Consider the following 15,521-nt stretch of genomic DNA (forward strand, 5'->3'; position numbering starts at 1 on the left):
CATAAAAATAAAGATCAGAAAAAATCTGTTGGAAAACGCAAAATGATAATGATGTATCTTATTTTCAAGACGCAAGAAAATCAAAGATTTTTCAGCAAGTGAAATCAGAATAATAATGAGTTTAAAAATAGAAAGATTATTCCAGATCAATTTTAAACTTGGTAGATTTTTTCACCTCGTGAAGTACGATAGAACTGTGGTATTGCCCGATATTAGGAATGTTGGAGATAACATTAACGGCAAATTCGTTATAAGAATTGATGTCTTTGGCGATAATCTTCAGCATATAGTCATACTCTCCGGAAAGGCTGATGATTTCCTGTACTTCATCATATTTTCCAATGTGATTCTCAAAGGTTTCCAGGACTTTCTTGGATTGTTCCTTAAGACGTACATTACAGTAGACTACAATATTTAAACCCAGTTTTTCACGGTTTAAAAGGCCAACATATTTCTGAATGATTCCCTGCTTCTCCAGTTGTTTGATACGCTCATACGTTGGCGTAAAAGTAAGACCAATCTTCTCGGAAATTTCTTTAACCGATAGTGTAGAGTCTTCCTGAATAATGCTGAGAATCATTTTGTCTTTTAAATCCATAGAATAAATTTGAGTTGTAACAAAAATATTAATTTTTAATGAGAATAAAGAAGGACTGAAGTTTTAATTTATTTTGAACATAATTTTTGCAGGTTCATAAAATTGTTGTATCTTTGCACCTAATGAATAAAAAAGCATTTATATCATTAGATTTACCGGGCGAAAGCGCCCTTTACGATATTTATTGTTATTAAGCGAAGATTGTTGTCTTCGCTTTTTTTATGCCCAAAAATAAGAATTATGTTTACGATTACAGAACTAAGCACCGAGAGAATCAACAGTATACTGACAGAAGCAATGGCTTTTGCAAATGGTAAAACTGCTAAAATTGAAGGAGAAGTTTTTTGCTCAAACCTTTTCTTCGAAGACAGTACAAGAACAAAGACAAGTTTTGACCTTGCGGAAAGAAAACTGGGACTTCAGGTAGTTCCTTTTGATGCATCACACAGTTCGGTAAACAAAGGTGAAAACCTTTATGACACCGTAAAGACCATTGAAAGTATAGGCGTAAACCTGGTGGTAATCCGTGACAAGAAAGACAGATATTTCGAAGAACTTAAAAATATTAGCATTCCTGTGATCAACGGAGGAGACGGTACAGGAAACCACCCTTCACAATGTATGCTGGATTTGCTGACGATCTATCAGGAATTCGGAAAGTTTGAAGGATTGAAAGTAGGAATTGTAGGAGATGTAAAACACAGCCGCGTTGCCAACTCCAATGCAGAGGCTTTAAGAAGATTAGGCGCTAAAGTATACTTTTCAGGACCGGAACAATGGTTTGATGAAGGAGCCCTGATCAACGGAACTTACATGTCAGTAGATGAACTGATCGGTGAAGTAGATGTTTTAATGTTATTAAGAATTCAACATGAAAGACATGATGATGCAATGAGCTTCACAGCTTCAGAATATCACAGAAGATATGGCCTGACTAAAGAAAGAGAACAGGCGATGAAAAAAGGAGCAATCATCATGCACCCGGCTCCCATCAACAGAGGGGTGGAAATAGATTCAGATCTTGTAGAATGCGAAAGATCAAGAGTCTTCAAGCAAATGCAGAATGGTGTTTTCGCGAGAATGGCCATTTTGAAAGAGGCATTGGAAAGTAAAGGATATACCTTTAAATAAGTTGTAAAAAGTAAAATGTAAAAAGTATTCATGAATATATTAGTACGTGAATACATTGTACAAAAAAAATAATAGAAAATCTAATTTTTAAAAATGAAGAAAAAATTAATACTGGAGTCCGGTGAAGTGTTTCATGGAGAAGGTTTCGGAGCAGAATTGGAAACTGCGGGGGAAGTAGTTTTCAATACCGGAATGACAGGGTATCAGGAATTGATTTCTGACCCGTCATATTGCGGTCAGATAGTTTGTATGACCTATCCGCTTATCGGAAATTATGGTATTAACCGTGATGATTATGAAAGTATTGAGCCGGCAATCAAAGGGCTTATCGTAAAAGAACTTTGCGATCTTCCTTCCAATTTCCGTACTCAGATTACTTTAGATGAATTATTTAAAAAGAAAAACCTTTCAGGAATTTCAGGAATCGACACCAGAAGACTGACAAGAATTCTTCGTAACCATGGAGTGGTGAAAGGAAAAATTGTCAATGCTGATGCCGATGAAAATGCAGTAGCTGCAGAGCTGAAATCAACAAATTTCCCAACCAATCAGGTAGAAGAGGTTTCAACAAAAACGCCTTATGCTAACCCCAACAGAGGTTTCAAAGTAGTATTGGTAGATTTCGGTGCCAAGCTGGGAATTATCAGAGAATTATCTCAAAGAAACTGCGATATCATCGTGGTTTCACAGGATACCACAGCAGAAGAAATTCTGTTGATGAATCCGGACGGAATCATGCTTTCAAACGGTCCTGGTGACCCGGAAGATGTACCACATGCTTTGGATATGATCAGAGGGCTATTAGGAAAAGTTCCCATCTTCGGAATCTGCTTAGGGCATCAGTTGATTGGTCTTGCTTGTGGCGCAAAAACATTCAAACTGAAATTCGGACACAGAGGAGGAAACCACCCGGTATTGGATCTGGAGAAAAATACAGTAGCCATTACTTCTCAAAACCATGGATATGCTGTAGATCAGGAAAGCTTAAAAGGAACAGACCTTATCGAAACACACATCGCATTGAACGACAGAACAAACGAAGGTTTAAAACACAAAATCCATCCTTGTTTCTCAGTTCAGTATCACCCTGAAGCGAGCCCTGGCCCGGAAGATGCAAACTACCTGTTTGATGAGTTCATTCAAATGATGGAAGACTTTAAAAAGTAAGAAAGACTTCAGATATTAGACATCAGATAACAGATTTTATCATGCATAATTTTGAAAAATTAGTTTTTTGGCAAAAATCGATTGAACTTGCAAAACAGGTGTATATCATTTGTTCAGAATTGCCTAAAGATGAAAAGTTTGGTTTGATTTCTCAAATTAAAAGATCTGCAATCTCCATTCCTTCAAATATAGCGGAAGGTGCAGGAAGAAATAATGATAAAGAGTTTTATCATTTTCTAGGTATCGCAAATGCCTCCTCTTTTGAATTGCAGACCCAGTTAATTTTAACTAGAGAATTAAATTTACTTGATGTAGAAAAAGTTAACAGTTTAATATCAAATCTGAATGAAATTCAAAGAATGATTTATACATTCAAATCTAATTTAAAAAAGTAAAACATCCTGTTGGATGTCTGAAATCTGACATCTAGCATCTTGTATCTAAAAAAAGAAAAATGGCAAAACGTACAGATATAAAAACAATTTTAGTAATCGGTTCAGGACCTATCATCATTGGTCAGGCAGCTGAATTTGATTACGCAGGAACGCAGGCTTGTCTGTCTCTGAAAGAAGAAGGCTACAAAGTAATTTTGATCAACTCAAACCCTGCAACAATTATGACGGATGTGGAAATCGCGGATAAAGTATATATCGAGCCGATTTCATTACAGTTTGTAAGCCACATCATCAGAAAAGAACGTCCGGATGCATTATTACCAACACTGGGAGGGCAGACGGGTCTGAACATGGCGGTAGAGCTGGAGAAATCAGGAATTCTTGAAGAGTGCAAAGTAGAAGTATTGGGAACCAAGCTTTCTGCCATCAACAGAGCGGAAGACAGAGATCTTTTCCGTGAGCTGATGAGAGAGCTGAATGAGCCGGTGCCGGAATCTGATATCGTGAATACGGTAGAAGGAGCTCTTGCTTTTGCAGATAGAATCGGTTACCCTGTAATTGTTCGTCCTGCCTTCACCATGGGAGGTACCGGAGGAGGTATCGCTTCCACAGAAGCTGAATTGAAAGAGATTGCTGAATTGGGACTAAAATACAGCCCGGTTACTCAGTGTCTTATTGAAAAATCAATTGCAGGTTTCAAAGAAATTGAATACGAAGTAATGCGTGATGCAAACGACAACGCCATTGTGGTTTGTAACATGGAAAATATAGACCCGGTAGGAGTTCACACAGGAGACTCTATCGTAGTAGCTCCTTCTCAGACGCTTTCAGACAGAGAGTATCAGTTACTGAGAAATGCATCCTTAAAAATCATCAGAGCCTTAGGAATTGAGGGTGGTTGTAATGTACAGCTGGCATTGGACCCGCATTCATTCGATTACTATATCATCGAGGTAAACCCTAGAGTTTCCCGTTCATCAGCGTTAGCAAGTAAGGCAACAGGATATCCGATTGCAAAGATTGCGGCAAAGATCGCTGTAGGATTGACGCTGGATGAAATTATGAACCCGGTAACAGGAAAAACATACGCATGTTTTGAGCCTGCTCTTGACTACGTGGTAACAAAATTCCCTAGATTCCCGTTCGATAAATTCGAAACAGCAGACAGAAGACTTTCCACTCAGATGAAAGCGACCGGTGAAGTAATGGCCATCGGAAGAAATTTTGAAGAATCCTTACAGAAAGCAATCCGTTCATTAGAAACAGGAATCAAACATTTAGGATTAAAAACAAAACAAGCTGAGGCACTTACTGCTGAGGAAATCGAAAGAAGAATCAGAGTATGTGATGACGAAAGATTATTCATCATCGGTGATGCTTTAAGAAGAGGATACGACTGGGAACAGATTGTAGAATGGAGCAAAATCGATAAGTTCTTTATCTGGAAACTGAAAAAGCTGGTTGATTTTGAAAAAGTAATCGCTGAAAACAAATTCGATAAAGAAACATTAATTGAAGCTAAGAAATTAGGGTTTGCAGACATCAATATCGCAGTGCTTTGGGATGTAAAAGAGCGTGAGATTTTCAACTTCAGAAAAGAAAACGGAATCATGCCGGTTTTCAAAATGGTAGACACCTGCGCTGCTGAATTTGAAAGTGAAACCCCTTATTTCTATGGAACTTATGAAGAAGAGAACGAAAGTGTTGCTTCAGACAAAGAAAAAATCATCGTTCTAGGTTCAGGACCAATCAGAATCGGACAGGGAGTAGAATTTGACTACGCAACGGTTCACTCAGTATGGGCGATCAAAGAAATGGGCTACGAAGCGATCATCATCAACAACAACCCGGAAACAGTTTCTACAGATTTCTCAATTTCTAACAAACTATATTTCGAGCCGCTTACAGAAGAAGATGTAATGAACATCATCGAGCTTGAAAAACCTAAAGGAGTCGTAGTACAGTTCGGAGGACAGACTGCAATCAACCTTGCAGATAAATTAGCCTCTCATGGAGTACAGATCCTAGGAACTTCATTGGAAGATCTTGACAGGGCTGAAAACAGAGATAAATTCGAAAAAGCACTTCAGGAGCTTGGAATTCCTCAGCCAAAAGGAAGAACTTCAACTTCGAAAGAAGAAGCTATAGAAATTGCTAATGAGATCGGTTACCCGGTATTGGTACGTCCAAGCTACGTTCTTGGAGGGAGAGCGATGGAAATTGTATATGCAGAAGCAGAATTGGCTCACTACATGGAAAATGCAGTAGAAGCAAGCCCGGAACACCCTGTATTGGTAGACAAGTACATGGTAGGAAAGGAGATTGAAGTAGATGCCATCTGTGACGGTGAAACGGTAGTGATTCCTGGAATTATGGAGCACATCGAAAGAGCAGGAGTTCACTCCGGAGACTCTATCGCAGTATATCCGCCGCAAAATATCTCTCAGAGCGAGATTGATACTCTGGTAGACTATACACAAAGACTGGCAAAAGGATTAAAGGTTATCGGATTAATGAACATTCAGTACGTTCTTTTTGAAGGAAATGTATATGTAATCGAAGTAAACCCTCGTTCTTCAAGAACAGTTCCTTTCTTATCCAAAATCACAGAAGTTCCAATGGCAAACCTTGCAACAAAGGCAATTCTGGGACAGAAGCTGAAAGATTTAGGATACAAAAACGGATTGGTTCCAAACAAAGAAGGAGTATTCGTAAAAGTACCGGTATTCTCTTTCTCTAAACTAACGAAAGTGGATATCTCTTTAGGCCCTGAAATGAAGTCTACAGGAGAGGTTATGGGGAAAGATACCACCCTTGAAAAAGCACTTTACAAAGGATTGGTAGCAGCAGGAAGAAAAGTTCCTATGCACGGTTCTATCCTGTTCACAGTAGCAGATAAGCATAAAGAGGAGGCAGCAGCGCTTGCCGCAAGATTCCATGAAGTAGGATTCAGAATCTGGGCTACGGAAGGAACTGCAAAGTTCTTCGGAGAAAAAGGAATTCCTTGCAAAATAGGATACAAAATAGGAGAAGAAAGCGTAAATCTTATCGACCTGATCCAGAAAGGAAAAGTTCAGTATGTTGTAAATACCACTACAAAAGGTAAGCAGGCTGAAAGAGACGGATTCCAGATCAGAAGAATGAGTGTGGAAAACGGTGTTCCTTGTTTAACTTCAATGGATACAGTAGAAGCCATCTTAAAAGTGATCGAAAGCATGAGCTTCAAAATGGAGACGATGTAATTTCGAACTTGAATAAATATTATAAACCTCATAGATTTCTAAAATCTATGAGGTTTTTTCTATAAATTTTATAATTTAGGCCAGTAAATATTTCGATTAAGAATATCGTGGCATTATCAATTATTTTATGAGAAAAAAAATTTTTGCATTCACTTTTGTATTGGGAGCTATATTTATTCTCAATATCAATTTTCCATTAAGAAAGCAAAATATCTATGGAAAATATATTAACATGAATTTTGATAAGCCAATTTGCTGTGTGGAAGCTCCTCATACCGCTGATACTTTAGTTTTATATAAAGATAATACGTTTAAAAGTAAATTTTATGGGATTGGGACATATAAATTAGATAATGGAATAAATCCTGAAATAGAACTTCATTATACAGATTTTGGTCAGTCAGCTGTTTATAAAACCTATTTCTTAAATGGGATTTTGAAAAACCTAAGATTGTTCTAAATGCAGATTCGAATCATTATTATGAAAAACTTGATTGAAAAGTATAACTCCCAATTAATTATCAATCGTTTTTATCACACCAGCTTAAAATACATTATTTTTTGCCGAAATATTTATAAATTAGAGCGTTAAAATTCAAGCTGTTATTGCTATTTAAAAACTAATAAAAATTCCACCAAATTACCATATAACCATGGCAGAATATTACGCAAAATCAAGCAATTCTTTATCTTTTGAAGTCACAAAAGAAGAAAAATTAATCGGCAAACTTACCTATACGAGCTGGTTTAAATTTAATGCTGTTATTGAAATTGCAGATGGACAAATCTATCAGGTGGAACCGAAAGGGTTTTGGGGAACTACCATTGAGCTCAAAGATCATGAAAGGGTACTTTTGAAATTCAGAATGAACTGGAACGGGGAAATTGTGGTGCAGACTTATTTTGATGGCGTGAAAAACGGTTATCTCTTTAAACACAGAGGCATCTTTAAAGAATCATTTGTCCTTACAGATCAGGAAGGAGTTGAGCTTATGATCATCAAACCGCATTTAAAATGGACCTCCCTGAATTACGAATATCAGATCACCACATCTGACGATTTTGAAACCTTTCCGGAGAAAGAAATTGTTTTAATAAACGCTTTGCATTGCACCAATTATTATATGTCCATGATCTCATCTGCCGTGATATAGGAGAGATAACTTTAGGCTTACCATGAATCCTTGTCAAGGTTTTAAAACCTTGACAAGGATTGATATCAGGGAAATTAAAGGCAATGACAAAAACTCCAACAAGTTTTTATACTCGTCTTTTTACTATTTCCTCGTTCGCTCCATTAATGCCTGTTATCACAATTAATCGGAAAATCTTTCTCGTTTTTATCTAAAAAGCTAATGGAAGGACAACCAAAAGACTGGGCAAGGAACCCGAAAATAACAGGAGGTTTTCCTTTGAAGAGATAACCTGTCCATTGGAAAATATTGGCTTCATCCGCATCTATTCCATAAAGTGGAAGAAATTCTCCACCATCACTTCCGGCAAGGGAAAATGTTTTCTCAGCAATCTTTTCATTGTGATCATTAATGATGACCAGTCTGCGTTCTACCGTGTTTCCTTCTTCAAGATAATCCTGCAGGTAATAGGTCATATTTTCATACTGTGCCTGGTAGGTTTTTCCCTGAGTAAATGTTGATTGGCTAAAATATTTTTTTGAAATAGCTGTACCGGCTTTCTGCCATTTTACAGCCTTCATTTTATTTTCTACAAACGGATTTTTATTCCCGAAATAAGCGATGGCATTATTATATCGGTCATAGTCTGTCGTTTTTTGGTGAGTGGCTACCTGAAAGCCCATCATGTAAGAATTCGGATCTAAATCTTCATCATCTGAATAAGGACTTAAATAAGCCACTGCTTTTAATTGACTAACAGGCATTCTCTGAAGTTTATTAGTCCCATATTCATAGATATATAACGAATCTTTTTCTGTAAGATAAATCCCATCAAGCAATTTTTTTCTGCCGGGAGCATCCAGCTCAAAATGCTGGCGTTCCTCATAGGTCATCTGCTTCTGATTTTTCATAATATCCGCAGGAATAGGCTGTTCTCCTTTATAAACATCCGAAACAGAAATAAAAATATCCATATCAGCATCTTTTTCCGCGGATGAAATGATGGACAGACTGAAAATATTAAAATGGGTATAATCTATTTTCTCTTTAGTTTTTATTGTTTTTATAGAGTCTGTTGTGGTTTTTGTTTCCGTGGCAACCGTTTTCTTCTCTTCTTTCTGGCAGCTTACAATAGCCAATGGCAAAAATAGAAGAGTAGCGACCATTTGGGGGTTTATAATCTTCTTTAGCATTAAAGTGTTTATCATATTCTAATTCATTTTGTAATAAGGCTCTGAAAAATATTTGCTGGGTTTTATATAAGCCATTTTCCTGTCAGCATCAAAAATCCAGATGAATCTGCGGAGCATATCGGCCCCGAGATAGCTTACATTTTGTGTTTTAAGCTCTCCTGAGAAAAATCCTACAGCCACATCTTTAAACACTCTGTTGCCCAATTTAAAATAGGGAAGAACGGCCTGTTTGGTAATCAGACTTTTCCCTTCGGAATTTTTTAAGGTTTTCTCTCCGGTTACCTTTAGCTTTTTCTCCAGGTCCTTTTCTTCAGCAAATTTGTTGCTGTACAGGATAGCCCCGGAAAATCCGGACTGCAGTACAAAATAAGCCTCCTGCTGTTGATCATCAATGATATTATCTCCAGCAAGGTAAAGCCCGTCATGGTCTAAGATGATATTGATCGGCTGGTACTCTTTCAGATCTGGAATTTTATCGTATATCACAAATCGATTGTTGTCATAATCAATTTTGAATGCTTTCCCTTCAAAAATTCCGGTTCCTATTTTTCCGTCAGCTTCATGTCCTGTTAACTGATTATCAAAAAAGCGCACATTTTTCTGGGTAATTTTTCCGATTTGAACGGTATTGTGGTCACTTATTTCTTCTTTGTCGAAAATAATATGATCAGCATTTCGTTTGCGTTCGGGAGAAATTGAATAATCCTTCATTGCAATCTGGAACATCAGATCCAGTGAATCCTTTTTGTTGACAAGGGTTTTGACAATAATATTATTGTGCTTTGTGATCCGGAAGGGAATGGTTTGTTGTGCTTTCATACCATAAAATCCGGCAGAAAGCAGTATGAAAAGGACTGTTTTTTTGAGCATTATCAGTGATTAGTGTTTTAAAACTTTAAAATTACCTATTATCTTTGGAACAGCAAATAAATAAAATAAAATGGTTGAAAAATTGCTTCAAAGCAGAATCCATTGGGAAAAGAAAGAATTCAGAAGAAATGAGTTTCTGAAGAATCCGGGCAGTACGGATACTTCTGTTATTATAATGCAAGGCATATTGAACAGATTAAAAGAATTTTAAATAAAAAAAGAAGATATGATTTTCCAAAAAGCTTAATTTTAAATGATGGGAATTATACACCAAAAAACCATATCAACCCCATTGGGAGAAATGATCGCCTGTGCCGTAGACCAGGGAATCTGTCTGCTGGAATTCACAGACCGCAAGAATATTGAAAAACAGCTGAAGGCACTGTCAAAAGCTCTGAAGGCAGATATTGCAGAAAAAGAACATCTTCATTTCAAACAGCTGGAAGAAGAACTGAAAGAGTATTTTGACGGCAAAAGAAGCCATTTTGAAGTTCCGTTGTTTATTACTGGAACCGAGTTTCAGGAAAAAGTTTGGCAGCTTCTCCGCGAAATTCCGATGGGAGAAATAAGAACGTATAAGCAGCAGTCTGAAATACTGGGAAATCCAAAAGCGATACGCGCCGTAGGAACAGCTAATGGAATCAATAAAATTGCCATATTAATTCCGTGCCATCGTGTGATAGGCTCAAACGGTGAACTGGTAGGTTATGCTGGTGGCATCTGGAGAAAGCAGAAATTACTGGAGCTGGAAAAGGCGATTTTATTTTAGAAATTTTTTCACCCTTCAGGACAAAATTGGTAATCAGATTCATTTCTAAATAGGATTTGGCTGGAAGAGAATAACTGTAGAAAAATATCGGTAAAACAAAAATTATTAAAGTTTGAGAAAGCTTTTTTATTTTGATTTTCGTAATTTTAAACAAAAATTTACACGTGAAAAAGTTAATAATAGCAGTTTGCATTTCAGTTTCAGCATTCAGTTTTGCTCAGGATTATTCTGTGCCGGCAGCAAGTCCGCGCCAGAAGGTAGAGCAGCAGTTTTCAATGTCTAAAATTACCATTGATTACGGAAGACCGGGAGTGAAAGGGCGTAAAATTTTCGGAGAATTGGTCCCTTATGGGCAGGTTTGGAGAGCCGGAGCTAACTCATCTACAAAAATTACTTTCGGACAGGCCGTTAATTTCGGTGGAAAAACAGTACCGGCAGGAACTTACGGATTATTCATCGTTCCTACAGAAAAAGAATGGAAAGTAATCCTGAATAAAGATTTCCAACAGTGGGGAGCATATACTTACGATCCTAAGCAGGATGTAGTAGACGTTACGGTACCGGTGAATAAACTGGCAGACAAACAGGAGTGGTTTGAAATTACTTTGAATCCTACAGATGAAAATTCCGGAAACCTGGTCATCAAATGGGATATGGCTCAGGCAGAAGTTCCGTTAAAACCATCAAAATTAGACACTGTCATCAAGATTTCCGACAAGCTGAAAGAAATCAAGAAAATAGAATCAGATTCTTCTAAAAAGAGCTAAACCATGAATTTTTCTGTTCAGCCTGTTTTAGAGAATGAAGAATTTCAATTAATCCCCTTACAGCAAGGGGATTTTGAATCTTTATATGAAGTAGCTTCCGATCCTAAAGTCTGGGAACAGCACCCCAATAAAGATCGTTATAAAAGAGAGGTTTTTGAAAACTTTTTTACAGGAGCTATGGAGAGTAGAGGTGCTTTTAAAATTATTGAGAAAGCTACCGGAGATGTATTGGGAAGCAGCCGGTATTATGATTTTGATGAAGAAGATAATCATATTTTCATCGGGTATACTTTTTACGGAACAAAATCATGGGGAAAAGGAATCAATCCGCAGATTAAGAAGCTGATGCTGGATTATATCTTCCAGTTTGTAGATAAAGTTCATTTCCATATCGGGAAAGAAAACTTCCGTTCCCAAAAAGCTTTGGAGAGATTGGGAGGACAAAAAATAGCTGAAGAAGAAGTAGCTTATTTTGCGGAACCTACGAGAACCAATTTTGTGTATGAAATCAAAAAAGAAGACTGGGCATGAAAAAATATAAAATCCAGCAGTCCCCATTTGTAGTGCCTACTACAGACGGAAAACTGATTGAAGAACACTGGGGAAACTCTACCGGAAATTCTGCTATTTCGATTGCGCATATGGTAGCACCTCCGGACTGGAGCGAGCCTCACCAGACGCCAGAATTTGATGAGTTTACCTATATCATTTCAGGAAAAAAGCAATTTGAAATTGACGGAGAAATTGTTGTTTTAGAAAAAGGACAGAGTATTCTTATTGAAAAAGGAGCAAGAATCCGTTACAGCAACCCGTTTTCAGAACCTTGCGAATACCTTGCGATCTGTATGCCCGCTTTCTCTATGGAATTGGTAAACAGAGAAGAGGAAGGAGTAGATTAAAAAAGCTATTACAAAATATAAAAAGCAAATCTGCACAACAGCAGATTTGCTTTTTTGTTACTATTCAAAAATATAATGTAACCAGCTGTTATTGAATACCTCCGATCTCGGATTTTAATATGTTAATATTGAAATTGCCTGTCCATACTATATTTTACAATAGTTTTTTTCGTTTATGCCTGATTGTTCTAATTTATTTTGTAAGTTCGCGGACTTAAAAAAACGAACTAATTAAAATCTATGAAAAACAAATTATCAGTTGTATTCATGCTGGGAATCATGCTTTCAACCACTTCATGTGCTACTATTTTTACAGGAACCCAGGATTCAATAGCTTTTTCTTCGAGCCCTGAAGGTGCAAAAGTGTTTCATAAAGGAATAGAAAAATGCACAACACCTTGTACCACTAAAATTCCAAGAGCTTTGGGTAAACAGATGGTTACCTTTGAAAAAGAAGGATTTGAGAAGAAAGAAGTAAAGCTGACAAAAAACTTTAATGCCGTAACGTTGCTGAATATTATTCTTGGCGGAGCAATAGGAGTGGGAATTGATGCTGCCACAGGATCTCTGACCAAATATTCTCCAAAGAAATATGATGTTGAGCTGCAGGCTAAGCCGTAATCAGTCTAAAAAATATAAAATAAAAAGGCAAATTCGTGATTGAGTGAATTTGCCTTTTATGTTATTTTAAAATTTCTTTCAGGAACATCAGTGTATGATTCCAGGCTCTTTTAGCCATTACTTCATTATAATCCGGTGATTTTGGATCTGTGAAGGTGTGTTTTGAGTGAGCATACGTAATAATCTGCCAGTCGGCGTTGCCTTCATTCATTTCTTTGATGAGATTATTGTAATCATCTGGCGTAACGCTTTTATCGTCGGCCGGATTTTCAACCAGGATCTTAGCTGTTAACGCTTCATTTTTTCTGCTCTGATCCCGGGAAAGACTTCCATGGATAGAGACAACACCGGCTACAGGCAGGTGGCCTCTTGCAGATTCCAGTGCGCCGGTACCTCCGAAACAATACCCGATAACAGCTACTTTGTCAGAAACGGCTCCGTTTTTTTTCAGCTGCTCCAATGCCAGGGAAATTCTTTTCTGATATTCCGGATAGTTTTGCTTATAATATCCGGAAGTTTTAGCCGCAGATTCATTGTCAGCAGGGATTTTCCCTTCGCCATAAATGTCAGCAATAAATGCAATATAGCCTTGCTTTTCAAGCTCCAGAGCTGCTGTTTTAGCTTCTTCGTCTATACCTTTCCAGGCTGGAAGGATCAGGACTCCCGGAAGTTTTTTTCCTGCGTTGGAGGTGATTAAGCCATTCAGTTTCTGTGAACCGTCCTGGTAGGAAACCGTTTTAAGTTTCTGGCTGAAAACCGTTCCTGAAGTCAGTAAAAATGCTGATAATAATATTGAACGTATCATATTTTGTAATTTATTTTAATACAAATGACCTTAATTTTTACAATTACCACGAATAACAATTTGTGTAATTCGTGTAGAAATTTGTGAAATTAATGTTTAAAAAAAGCTTTATCGAATTTAATAAAAATAACTCAGAAAGAATGTAATCAGAAAGAGTATAAATAGAATATGATTAAATTCTTTTTAGAAATTATCAAACATTGTAGGTCTTACCCTCAATTAGGCTTATAAAATTGATACTGTCCGTTTTCATAATAAGCATTGATATGTTGAAGTCCATTGGTCAGGATAATTTCCTTTGCTCCGATAATAGAATTGTATCTGGCGGTCTGCTCAAATGTTTTTTCCGTTAATTTAATCTGCGGAGCCTTGCATTCAATCAGAATCACCGGTTCTGTTTTTTCAGTAATTAAAAGGTCTACACGCTTGGTAAGACCATTCAGTATAATTTTTTTTTCGGTAATCAGGGCCGATGTGGAGTAGGACTTTACGGTGAGGTAATAATGAATCCAATGCTGTCTGACCCATTCCTCAGGAGTGAGCAGAAGATAAGTTTTGCGAACCAGATCATAAATAAAAAACTTATCTTTGTCTTTCTTGAATTTAAAATCAAAAGTTTCCTGAAAATTCAGTTTTGGAAGTTCCATTAATAAGATGAAAGAATTAGATTTAATCCTCAAAAATATTAAAAATAAAGAAGTTTTACCTATTTATTTTTTCCACGGAGAAGAAGCTTACTTTATCGACGCTGCTGTAAAAGCTCTTGAACACAACTTTTTGGAAGAAGATGAAAAGGCTTTCAATCAAACCGTTACCTACGGAAAAGATACCTCTTATCAGGAAGTGCTTTCTCTGGCAAGACAGTTTCCGATGATGGGCGACAAGCAGGTGATTATCGTAAAAGAAGCTCAGGATCTGCGGTTCAATGAAGAAGAAAACAGAATTCTGGAATCTTATGTAGAAAATCCGGTACCTTCTACAGTATTGGTTTTTGCCCATAAACACAAGAAGCTGGACAGCAGGAAAAAAGCGTCCAAAGCATTAGACAAAGCCAAAGCCCTTTTTCTGAGTGAATCTGTAAAGGACAGCAACCTTCCCAAATGGATTTCGGATGAATGTGCAAAGCTTAAAATCAATACAGCTCCCAATATCTCTCATCTTCTGGCAGAATACCTTGGAAATGACCTTTCAAGAATTGCCAATGAGCTGAATAAACTGAAAATGATTCTTAAAGAAGGAGAAATCCTTGACGGGACAATCGTTGAAAACCATATCGGAATCAGTAAGGAGTATAATATTTTTGAACTACAGAAGGCCTTGGGGACCAAAAATGCCAATACGGCCTTTAAAATTGCCCATTTTATGGGAAAGAATCCGAAGAATAACCCTTTCGTGATGATGCTGGCAAGCCTTTACAATTATTTTTCGAACGTTATTATTTATCAGACTATGGCCGGGCAGCCTCCACAGGCGATTGCTTCACAAATGGGAGTAAATCCTTATTTTATCAAAGACTATGCAGAAAGTGCAAGGCTTTATCCTTTAAAACATGCGACAAGAGTGATCTCCATCCTCCGAGAATTCGATATGAAAGGAAAAGGACTCGGAGCGGTGAATATGGGCGAAGCAGAACTGATCCGGGAGCTGGTGTACAAGATTATTAATGTGGATAAGATTAAGATGAAAGTGTGAGGCGAGATGCGAGGTAGCGAGATACGAGGTAACGAGATGCGAGGTTGTGAGATACGGGGTAGAGAGATAAGTCCTTCAAATTATAAGATAGGAGAAATAAAAGAAAAAGGAAGTTTTTCAATTTTTCGTAATCTAAATTCCTGTAACCCAAACCCCGAATCCCTGACAAGAGCAGCCATCGAAATTCAACATATCAGATATTGACAAGTATCATTAAAATAACTTTAAAAAGAAATTAA

Annotated in this window: 18 protein-coding genes; 13 read left to right on the plus strand and 5 right to left on the minus strand. The window is 37.2% G+C overall.

The window, feature by feature from the left end; genetic code table 11:
- Positions 1 to 136: 136 nt before the first annotated feature.
- Entirely contained in the window at positions 137 to 598 is a 462-nt protein-coding gene (locus ACP3T3_RS00475) for an Lrp/AsnC family transcriptional regulator (protein ID WP_002980286.1), read from the minus strand.
- A gap of 240 nt (positions 599 to 838) precedes the next feature.
- Here ACP3T3_RS00475 and ACP3T3_RS00480 point away from each other — a divergent pair, with 240 nt between their 5' ends.
- The 6 genes from ACP3T3_RS00480 to ACP3T3_RS00505 all read left to right on the plus strand — a co-directional run bounded on the left by ACP3T3_RS00480 (position 839) and on the right by ACP3T3_RS00505 (position 7,687).
- Positions 839 to 1,729: an aspartate carbamoyltransferase catalytic subunit gene (locus ACP3T3_RS00480; RefSeq protein ID WP_426477998.1), complete on the plus strand. Its 891-nt coding sequence runs from the start codon at positions 839 to 841 to the stop codon at positions 1,727 to 1,729.
- Positions 1,730 to 1,822: 93 nt separating this feature from the next.
- Positions 1,823 to 2,896: a carbamoyl phosphate synthase small subunit gene (locus tag ACP3T3_RS00485; RefSeq protein ID WP_426477999.1), complete on the plus strand. Its 1,074-nt coding sequence runs from the start codon at positions 1,823 to 1,825 to the stop codon at positions 2,894 to 2,896.
- 41 nt (positions 2,897 to 2,937) lie between these two features.
- Positions 2,938 to 3,291, plus strand: coding sequence for a four helix bundle protein (locus ACP3T3_RS00490; protein WP_236850512.1), 354 nt, complete (start codon positions 2,938 to 2,940; stop codon positions 3,289 to 3,291).
- Positions 3,292 to 3,350: 59 nt separating this feature from the next.
- Positions 3,351 to 6,533, plus strand: coding sequence for a carbamoyl-phosphate synthase large subunit (carB, locus tag ACP3T3_RS00495; protein WP_426478000.1), 3,183 nt, complete (start codon positions 3,351 to 3,353; stop codon positions 6,531 to 6,533).
- Positions 6,534 to 6,660: 127 nt separating this feature from the next.
- The gene (locus ACP3T3_RS00500; RefSeq protein WP_426478001.1) at positions 6,661 to 6,993 is read left to right on the plus strand and encodes a hypothetical protein; all 333 of its coding nucleotides are present in this window, start codon (positions 6,661 to 6,663) and stop codon (positions 6,991 to 6,993) included.
- A gap of 193 nt (positions 6,994 to 7,186) precedes the next feature.
- Positions 7,187 to 7,687: a hypothetical protein gene (locus ACP3T3_RS00505; protein ID WP_426478002.1), complete on the plus strand. Its 501-nt coding sequence runs from the start codon at positions 7,187 to 7,189 to the stop codon at positions 7,685 to 7,687.
- Between the two features lie 143 nt (positions 7,688 to 7,830).
- On the opposite strand, the gene ACP3T3_RS00510 is transcribed toward ACP3T3_RS00505, so the two are convergent.
- Together ACP3T3_RS00510 and ACP3T3_RS00515 are read right to left on the minus strand one after the other, a co-directional pair.
- The gene (locus ACP3T3_RS00510) at positions 7,831 to 8,832 is read right to left on the minus strand and encodes a hypothetical protein (RefSeq protein WP_426478003.1); all 1,002 of its coding nucleotides are present in this window, start codon (positions 8,830 to 8,832) and stop codon (positions 7,831 to 7,833) included.
- A gap of 45 nt (positions 8,833 to 8,877) precedes the next feature.
- Positions 8,878 to 9,729 (minus strand): hypothetical protein, encoded by an 852-nt coding sequence (locus ACP3T3_RS00515; RefSeq protein WP_426478004.1) that lies wholly within the window; start codon positions 9,727 to 9,729, stop codon positions 8,878 to 8,880.
- A 70-nt stretch (positions 9,730 to 9,799) separates the two neighbouring features.
- Here ACP3T3_RS00515 and ACP3T3_RS00520 point away from each other — a divergent pair, with 70 nt between their 5' ends.
- From ACP3T3_RS00520 to ACP3T3_RS00545, 6 genes are all read left to right on the plus strand, one after another.
- Positions 9,800 to 9,940 carry a hypothetical protein gene (locus ACP3T3_RS00520; protein ID WP_426478005.1) on the plus strand — a complete coding sequence of 47 codons (141 nt, stop codon included), beginning with the start codon at positions 9,800 to 9,802 and terminating at the stop codon, positions 9,938 to 9,940.
- Between the two features lie 45 nt (positions 9,941 to 9,985).
- Positions 9,986 to 10,498, plus strand: coding sequence for a methylated-DNA--[protein]-cysteine S-methyltransferase (locus ACP3T3_RS00525; RefSeq protein ID WP_426480009.1), 513 nt, complete (start codon positions 9,986 to 9,988; stop codon positions 10,496 to 10,498).
- Between the two features lie 164 nt (positions 10,499 to 10,662).
- Positions 10,663 to 11,265 (plus strand): DUF2911 domain-containing protein, encoded by a 603-nt coding sequence (locus ACP3T3_RS00530; protein WP_426478006.1) that lies wholly within the window; start codon positions 10,663 to 10,665, stop codon positions 11,263 to 11,265.
- 3 nt (positions 11,266 to 11,268) lie between these two features.
- Positions 11,269 to 11,796, plus strand: a complete 528-nt coding sequence (locus tag ACP3T3_RS00535; protein ID WP_426478007.1) for a GNAT family N-acetyltransferase — start codon at positions 11,269 to 11,271, stop codon at positions 11,794 to 11,796.
- Positions 11,793 to 12,164: a cupin domain-containing protein gene (locus ACP3T3_RS00540; RefSeq protein ID WP_426478008.1), complete on the plus strand. Its 372-nt coding sequence runs from the start codon at positions 11,793 to 11,795 to the stop codon at positions 12,162 to 12,164. Before ACP3T3_RS00535 ends, ACP3T3_RS00540 begins: the two co-directional genes overlap by 4 nt.
- Positions 12,165 to 12,404: 240 nt before the next feature.
- Positions 12,405 to 12,785, plus strand: coding sequence for a PEGA domain-containing protein (locus tag ACP3T3_RS00545; protein WP_426478009.1), 381 nt, complete (start codon positions 12,405 to 12,407; stop codon positions 12,783 to 12,785).
- Between the two features lie 61 nt (positions 12,786 to 12,846).
- Here ACP3T3_RS00545 and ACP3T3_RS00550 read toward each other — a convergent pair whose 3' ends face one another.
- Both ACP3T3_RS00550 and ACP3T3_RS00555 read right to left on the minus strand, forming a co-directional pair.
- Positions 12,847 to 13,590: a dienelactone hydrolase family protein gene (locus tag ACP3T3_RS00550; RefSeq protein WP_426478010.1), complete on the minus strand. Its 744-nt coding sequence runs from the start codon at positions 13,588 to 13,590 to the stop codon at positions 12,847 to 12,849.
- Positions 13,591 to 13,805: 215 nt separating this feature from the next.
- Positions 13,806 to 14,237: a type I restriction enzyme HsdR N-terminal domain-containing protein gene (locus ACP3T3_RS00555; RefSeq protein ID WP_426478011.1), complete on the minus strand. Its 432-nt coding sequence runs from the start codon at positions 14,235 to 14,237 to the stop codon at positions 13,806 to 13,808.
- Positions 14,238 to 14,244: 7 nt separating this feature from the next.
- Here ACP3T3_RS00555 and holA point away from each other — a divergent pair, with 7 nt between their 5' ends.
- Positions 14,245 to 15,282 carry a DNA polymerase III subunit delta gene (gene holA / locus ACP3T3_RS00560; protein ID WP_426478012.1) on the plus strand — a complete coding sequence of 346 codons (1,038 nt, stop codon included), beginning with the start codon at positions 14,245 to 14,247 and terminating at the stop codon, positions 15,280 to 15,282.
- The last annotated feature ends 239 nt before the right edge of the window (positions 15,283 to 15,521 follow it).

Source organism: Chryseobacterium sp. CBSDS_008 (assembly GCF_049959325.1).
Lineage (GTDB): Bacteria > Bacteroidota > Bacteroidia > Flavobacteriales > Weeksellaceae > Chryseobacterium.

Excerpts from the sequence above, each read along its gene's own strand:
- ACP3T3_RS00475 (WP_002980286.1), bottom strand. The coding sequence starts at position 598 with ATGGATTTAAAAGACAAAATGATTCTCAGCATTATTCAGGAAGACTCT.
- ACP3T3_RS00480 (WP_426477998.1), top strand. The coding sequence starts at position 839 with ATGTTTACGATTACAGAACTAAGCACCGAGAGAATCAACAGTATACTG.
- ACP3T3_RS00485 (WP_426477999.1), top strand. The coding sequence starts at position 1,823 with ATGAAGAAAAAATTAATACTGGAGTCCGGTGAAGTGTTTCATGGAGAA.
- ACP3T3_RS00490 (WP_236850512.1), top strand. The coding sequence starts at position 2,938 with ATGCATAATTTTGAAAAATTAGTTTTTTGGCAAAAATCGATTGAACTT.
- carB (WP_426478000.1), top strand. The coding sequence starts at position 3,351 with ATGGCAAAACGTACAGATATAAAAACAATTTTAGTAATCGGTTCAGGA.
- ACP3T3_RS00500 (WP_426478001.1), top strand. The coding sequence starts at position 6,661 with ATGAGAAAAAAAATTTTTGCATTCACTTTTGTATTGGGAGCTATATTT.
- ACP3T3_RS00505 (WP_426478002.1), top strand. The coding sequence starts at position 7,187 with ATGGCAGAATATTACGCAAAATCAAGCAATTCTTTATCTTTTGAAGTC.
- ACP3T3_RS00510 (WP_426478003.1), bottom strand. The coding sequence starts at position 8,832 with ATGGTCGCTACTCTTCTATTTTTGCCATTGGCTATTGTAAGCTGCCAG.
- ACP3T3_RS00515 (WP_426478004.1), bottom strand. The coding sequence starts at position 9,729 with ATGCTCAAAAAAACAGTCCTTTTCATACTGCTTTCTGCCGGATTTTAT.
- ACP3T3_RS00520 (WP_426478005.1), top strand. The coding sequence starts at position 9,800 with ATGGTTGAAAAATTGCTTCAAAGCAGAATCCATTGGGAAAAGAAAGAA.
- ACP3T3_RS00525 (WP_426480009.1), top strand. The coding sequence starts at position 9,986 with ATGGGAATTATACACCAAAAAACCATATCAACCCCATTGGGAGAAATG.
- ACP3T3_RS00535 (WP_426478007.1), top strand. The coding sequence starts at position 11,269 with ATGAATTTTTCTGTTCAGCCTGTTTTAGAGAATGAAGAATTTCAATTA.
- ACP3T3_RS00540 (WP_426478008.1), top strand. The coding sequence starts at position 11,793 with ATGAAAAAATATAAAATCCAGCAGTCCCCATTTGTAGTGCCTACTACA.
- ACP3T3_RS00545 (WP_426478009.1), top strand. The coding sequence starts at position 12,405 with ATGAAAAACAAATTATCAGTTGTATTCATGCTGGGAATCATGCTTTCA.
- ACP3T3_RS00550 (WP_426478010.1), bottom strand. The coding sequence starts at position 13,590 with ATGATACGTTCAATATTATTATCAGCATTTTTACTGACTTCAGGAACG.
- ACP3T3_RS00555 (WP_426478011.1), bottom strand. The coding sequence starts at position 14,237 with ATGGAACTTCCAAAACTGAATTTTCAGGAAACTTTTGATTTTAAATTC.
- holA (WP_426478012.1), top strand. The coding sequence starts at position 14,245 with ATGAAAGAATTAGATTTAATCCTCAAAAATATTAAAAATAAAGAAGTT.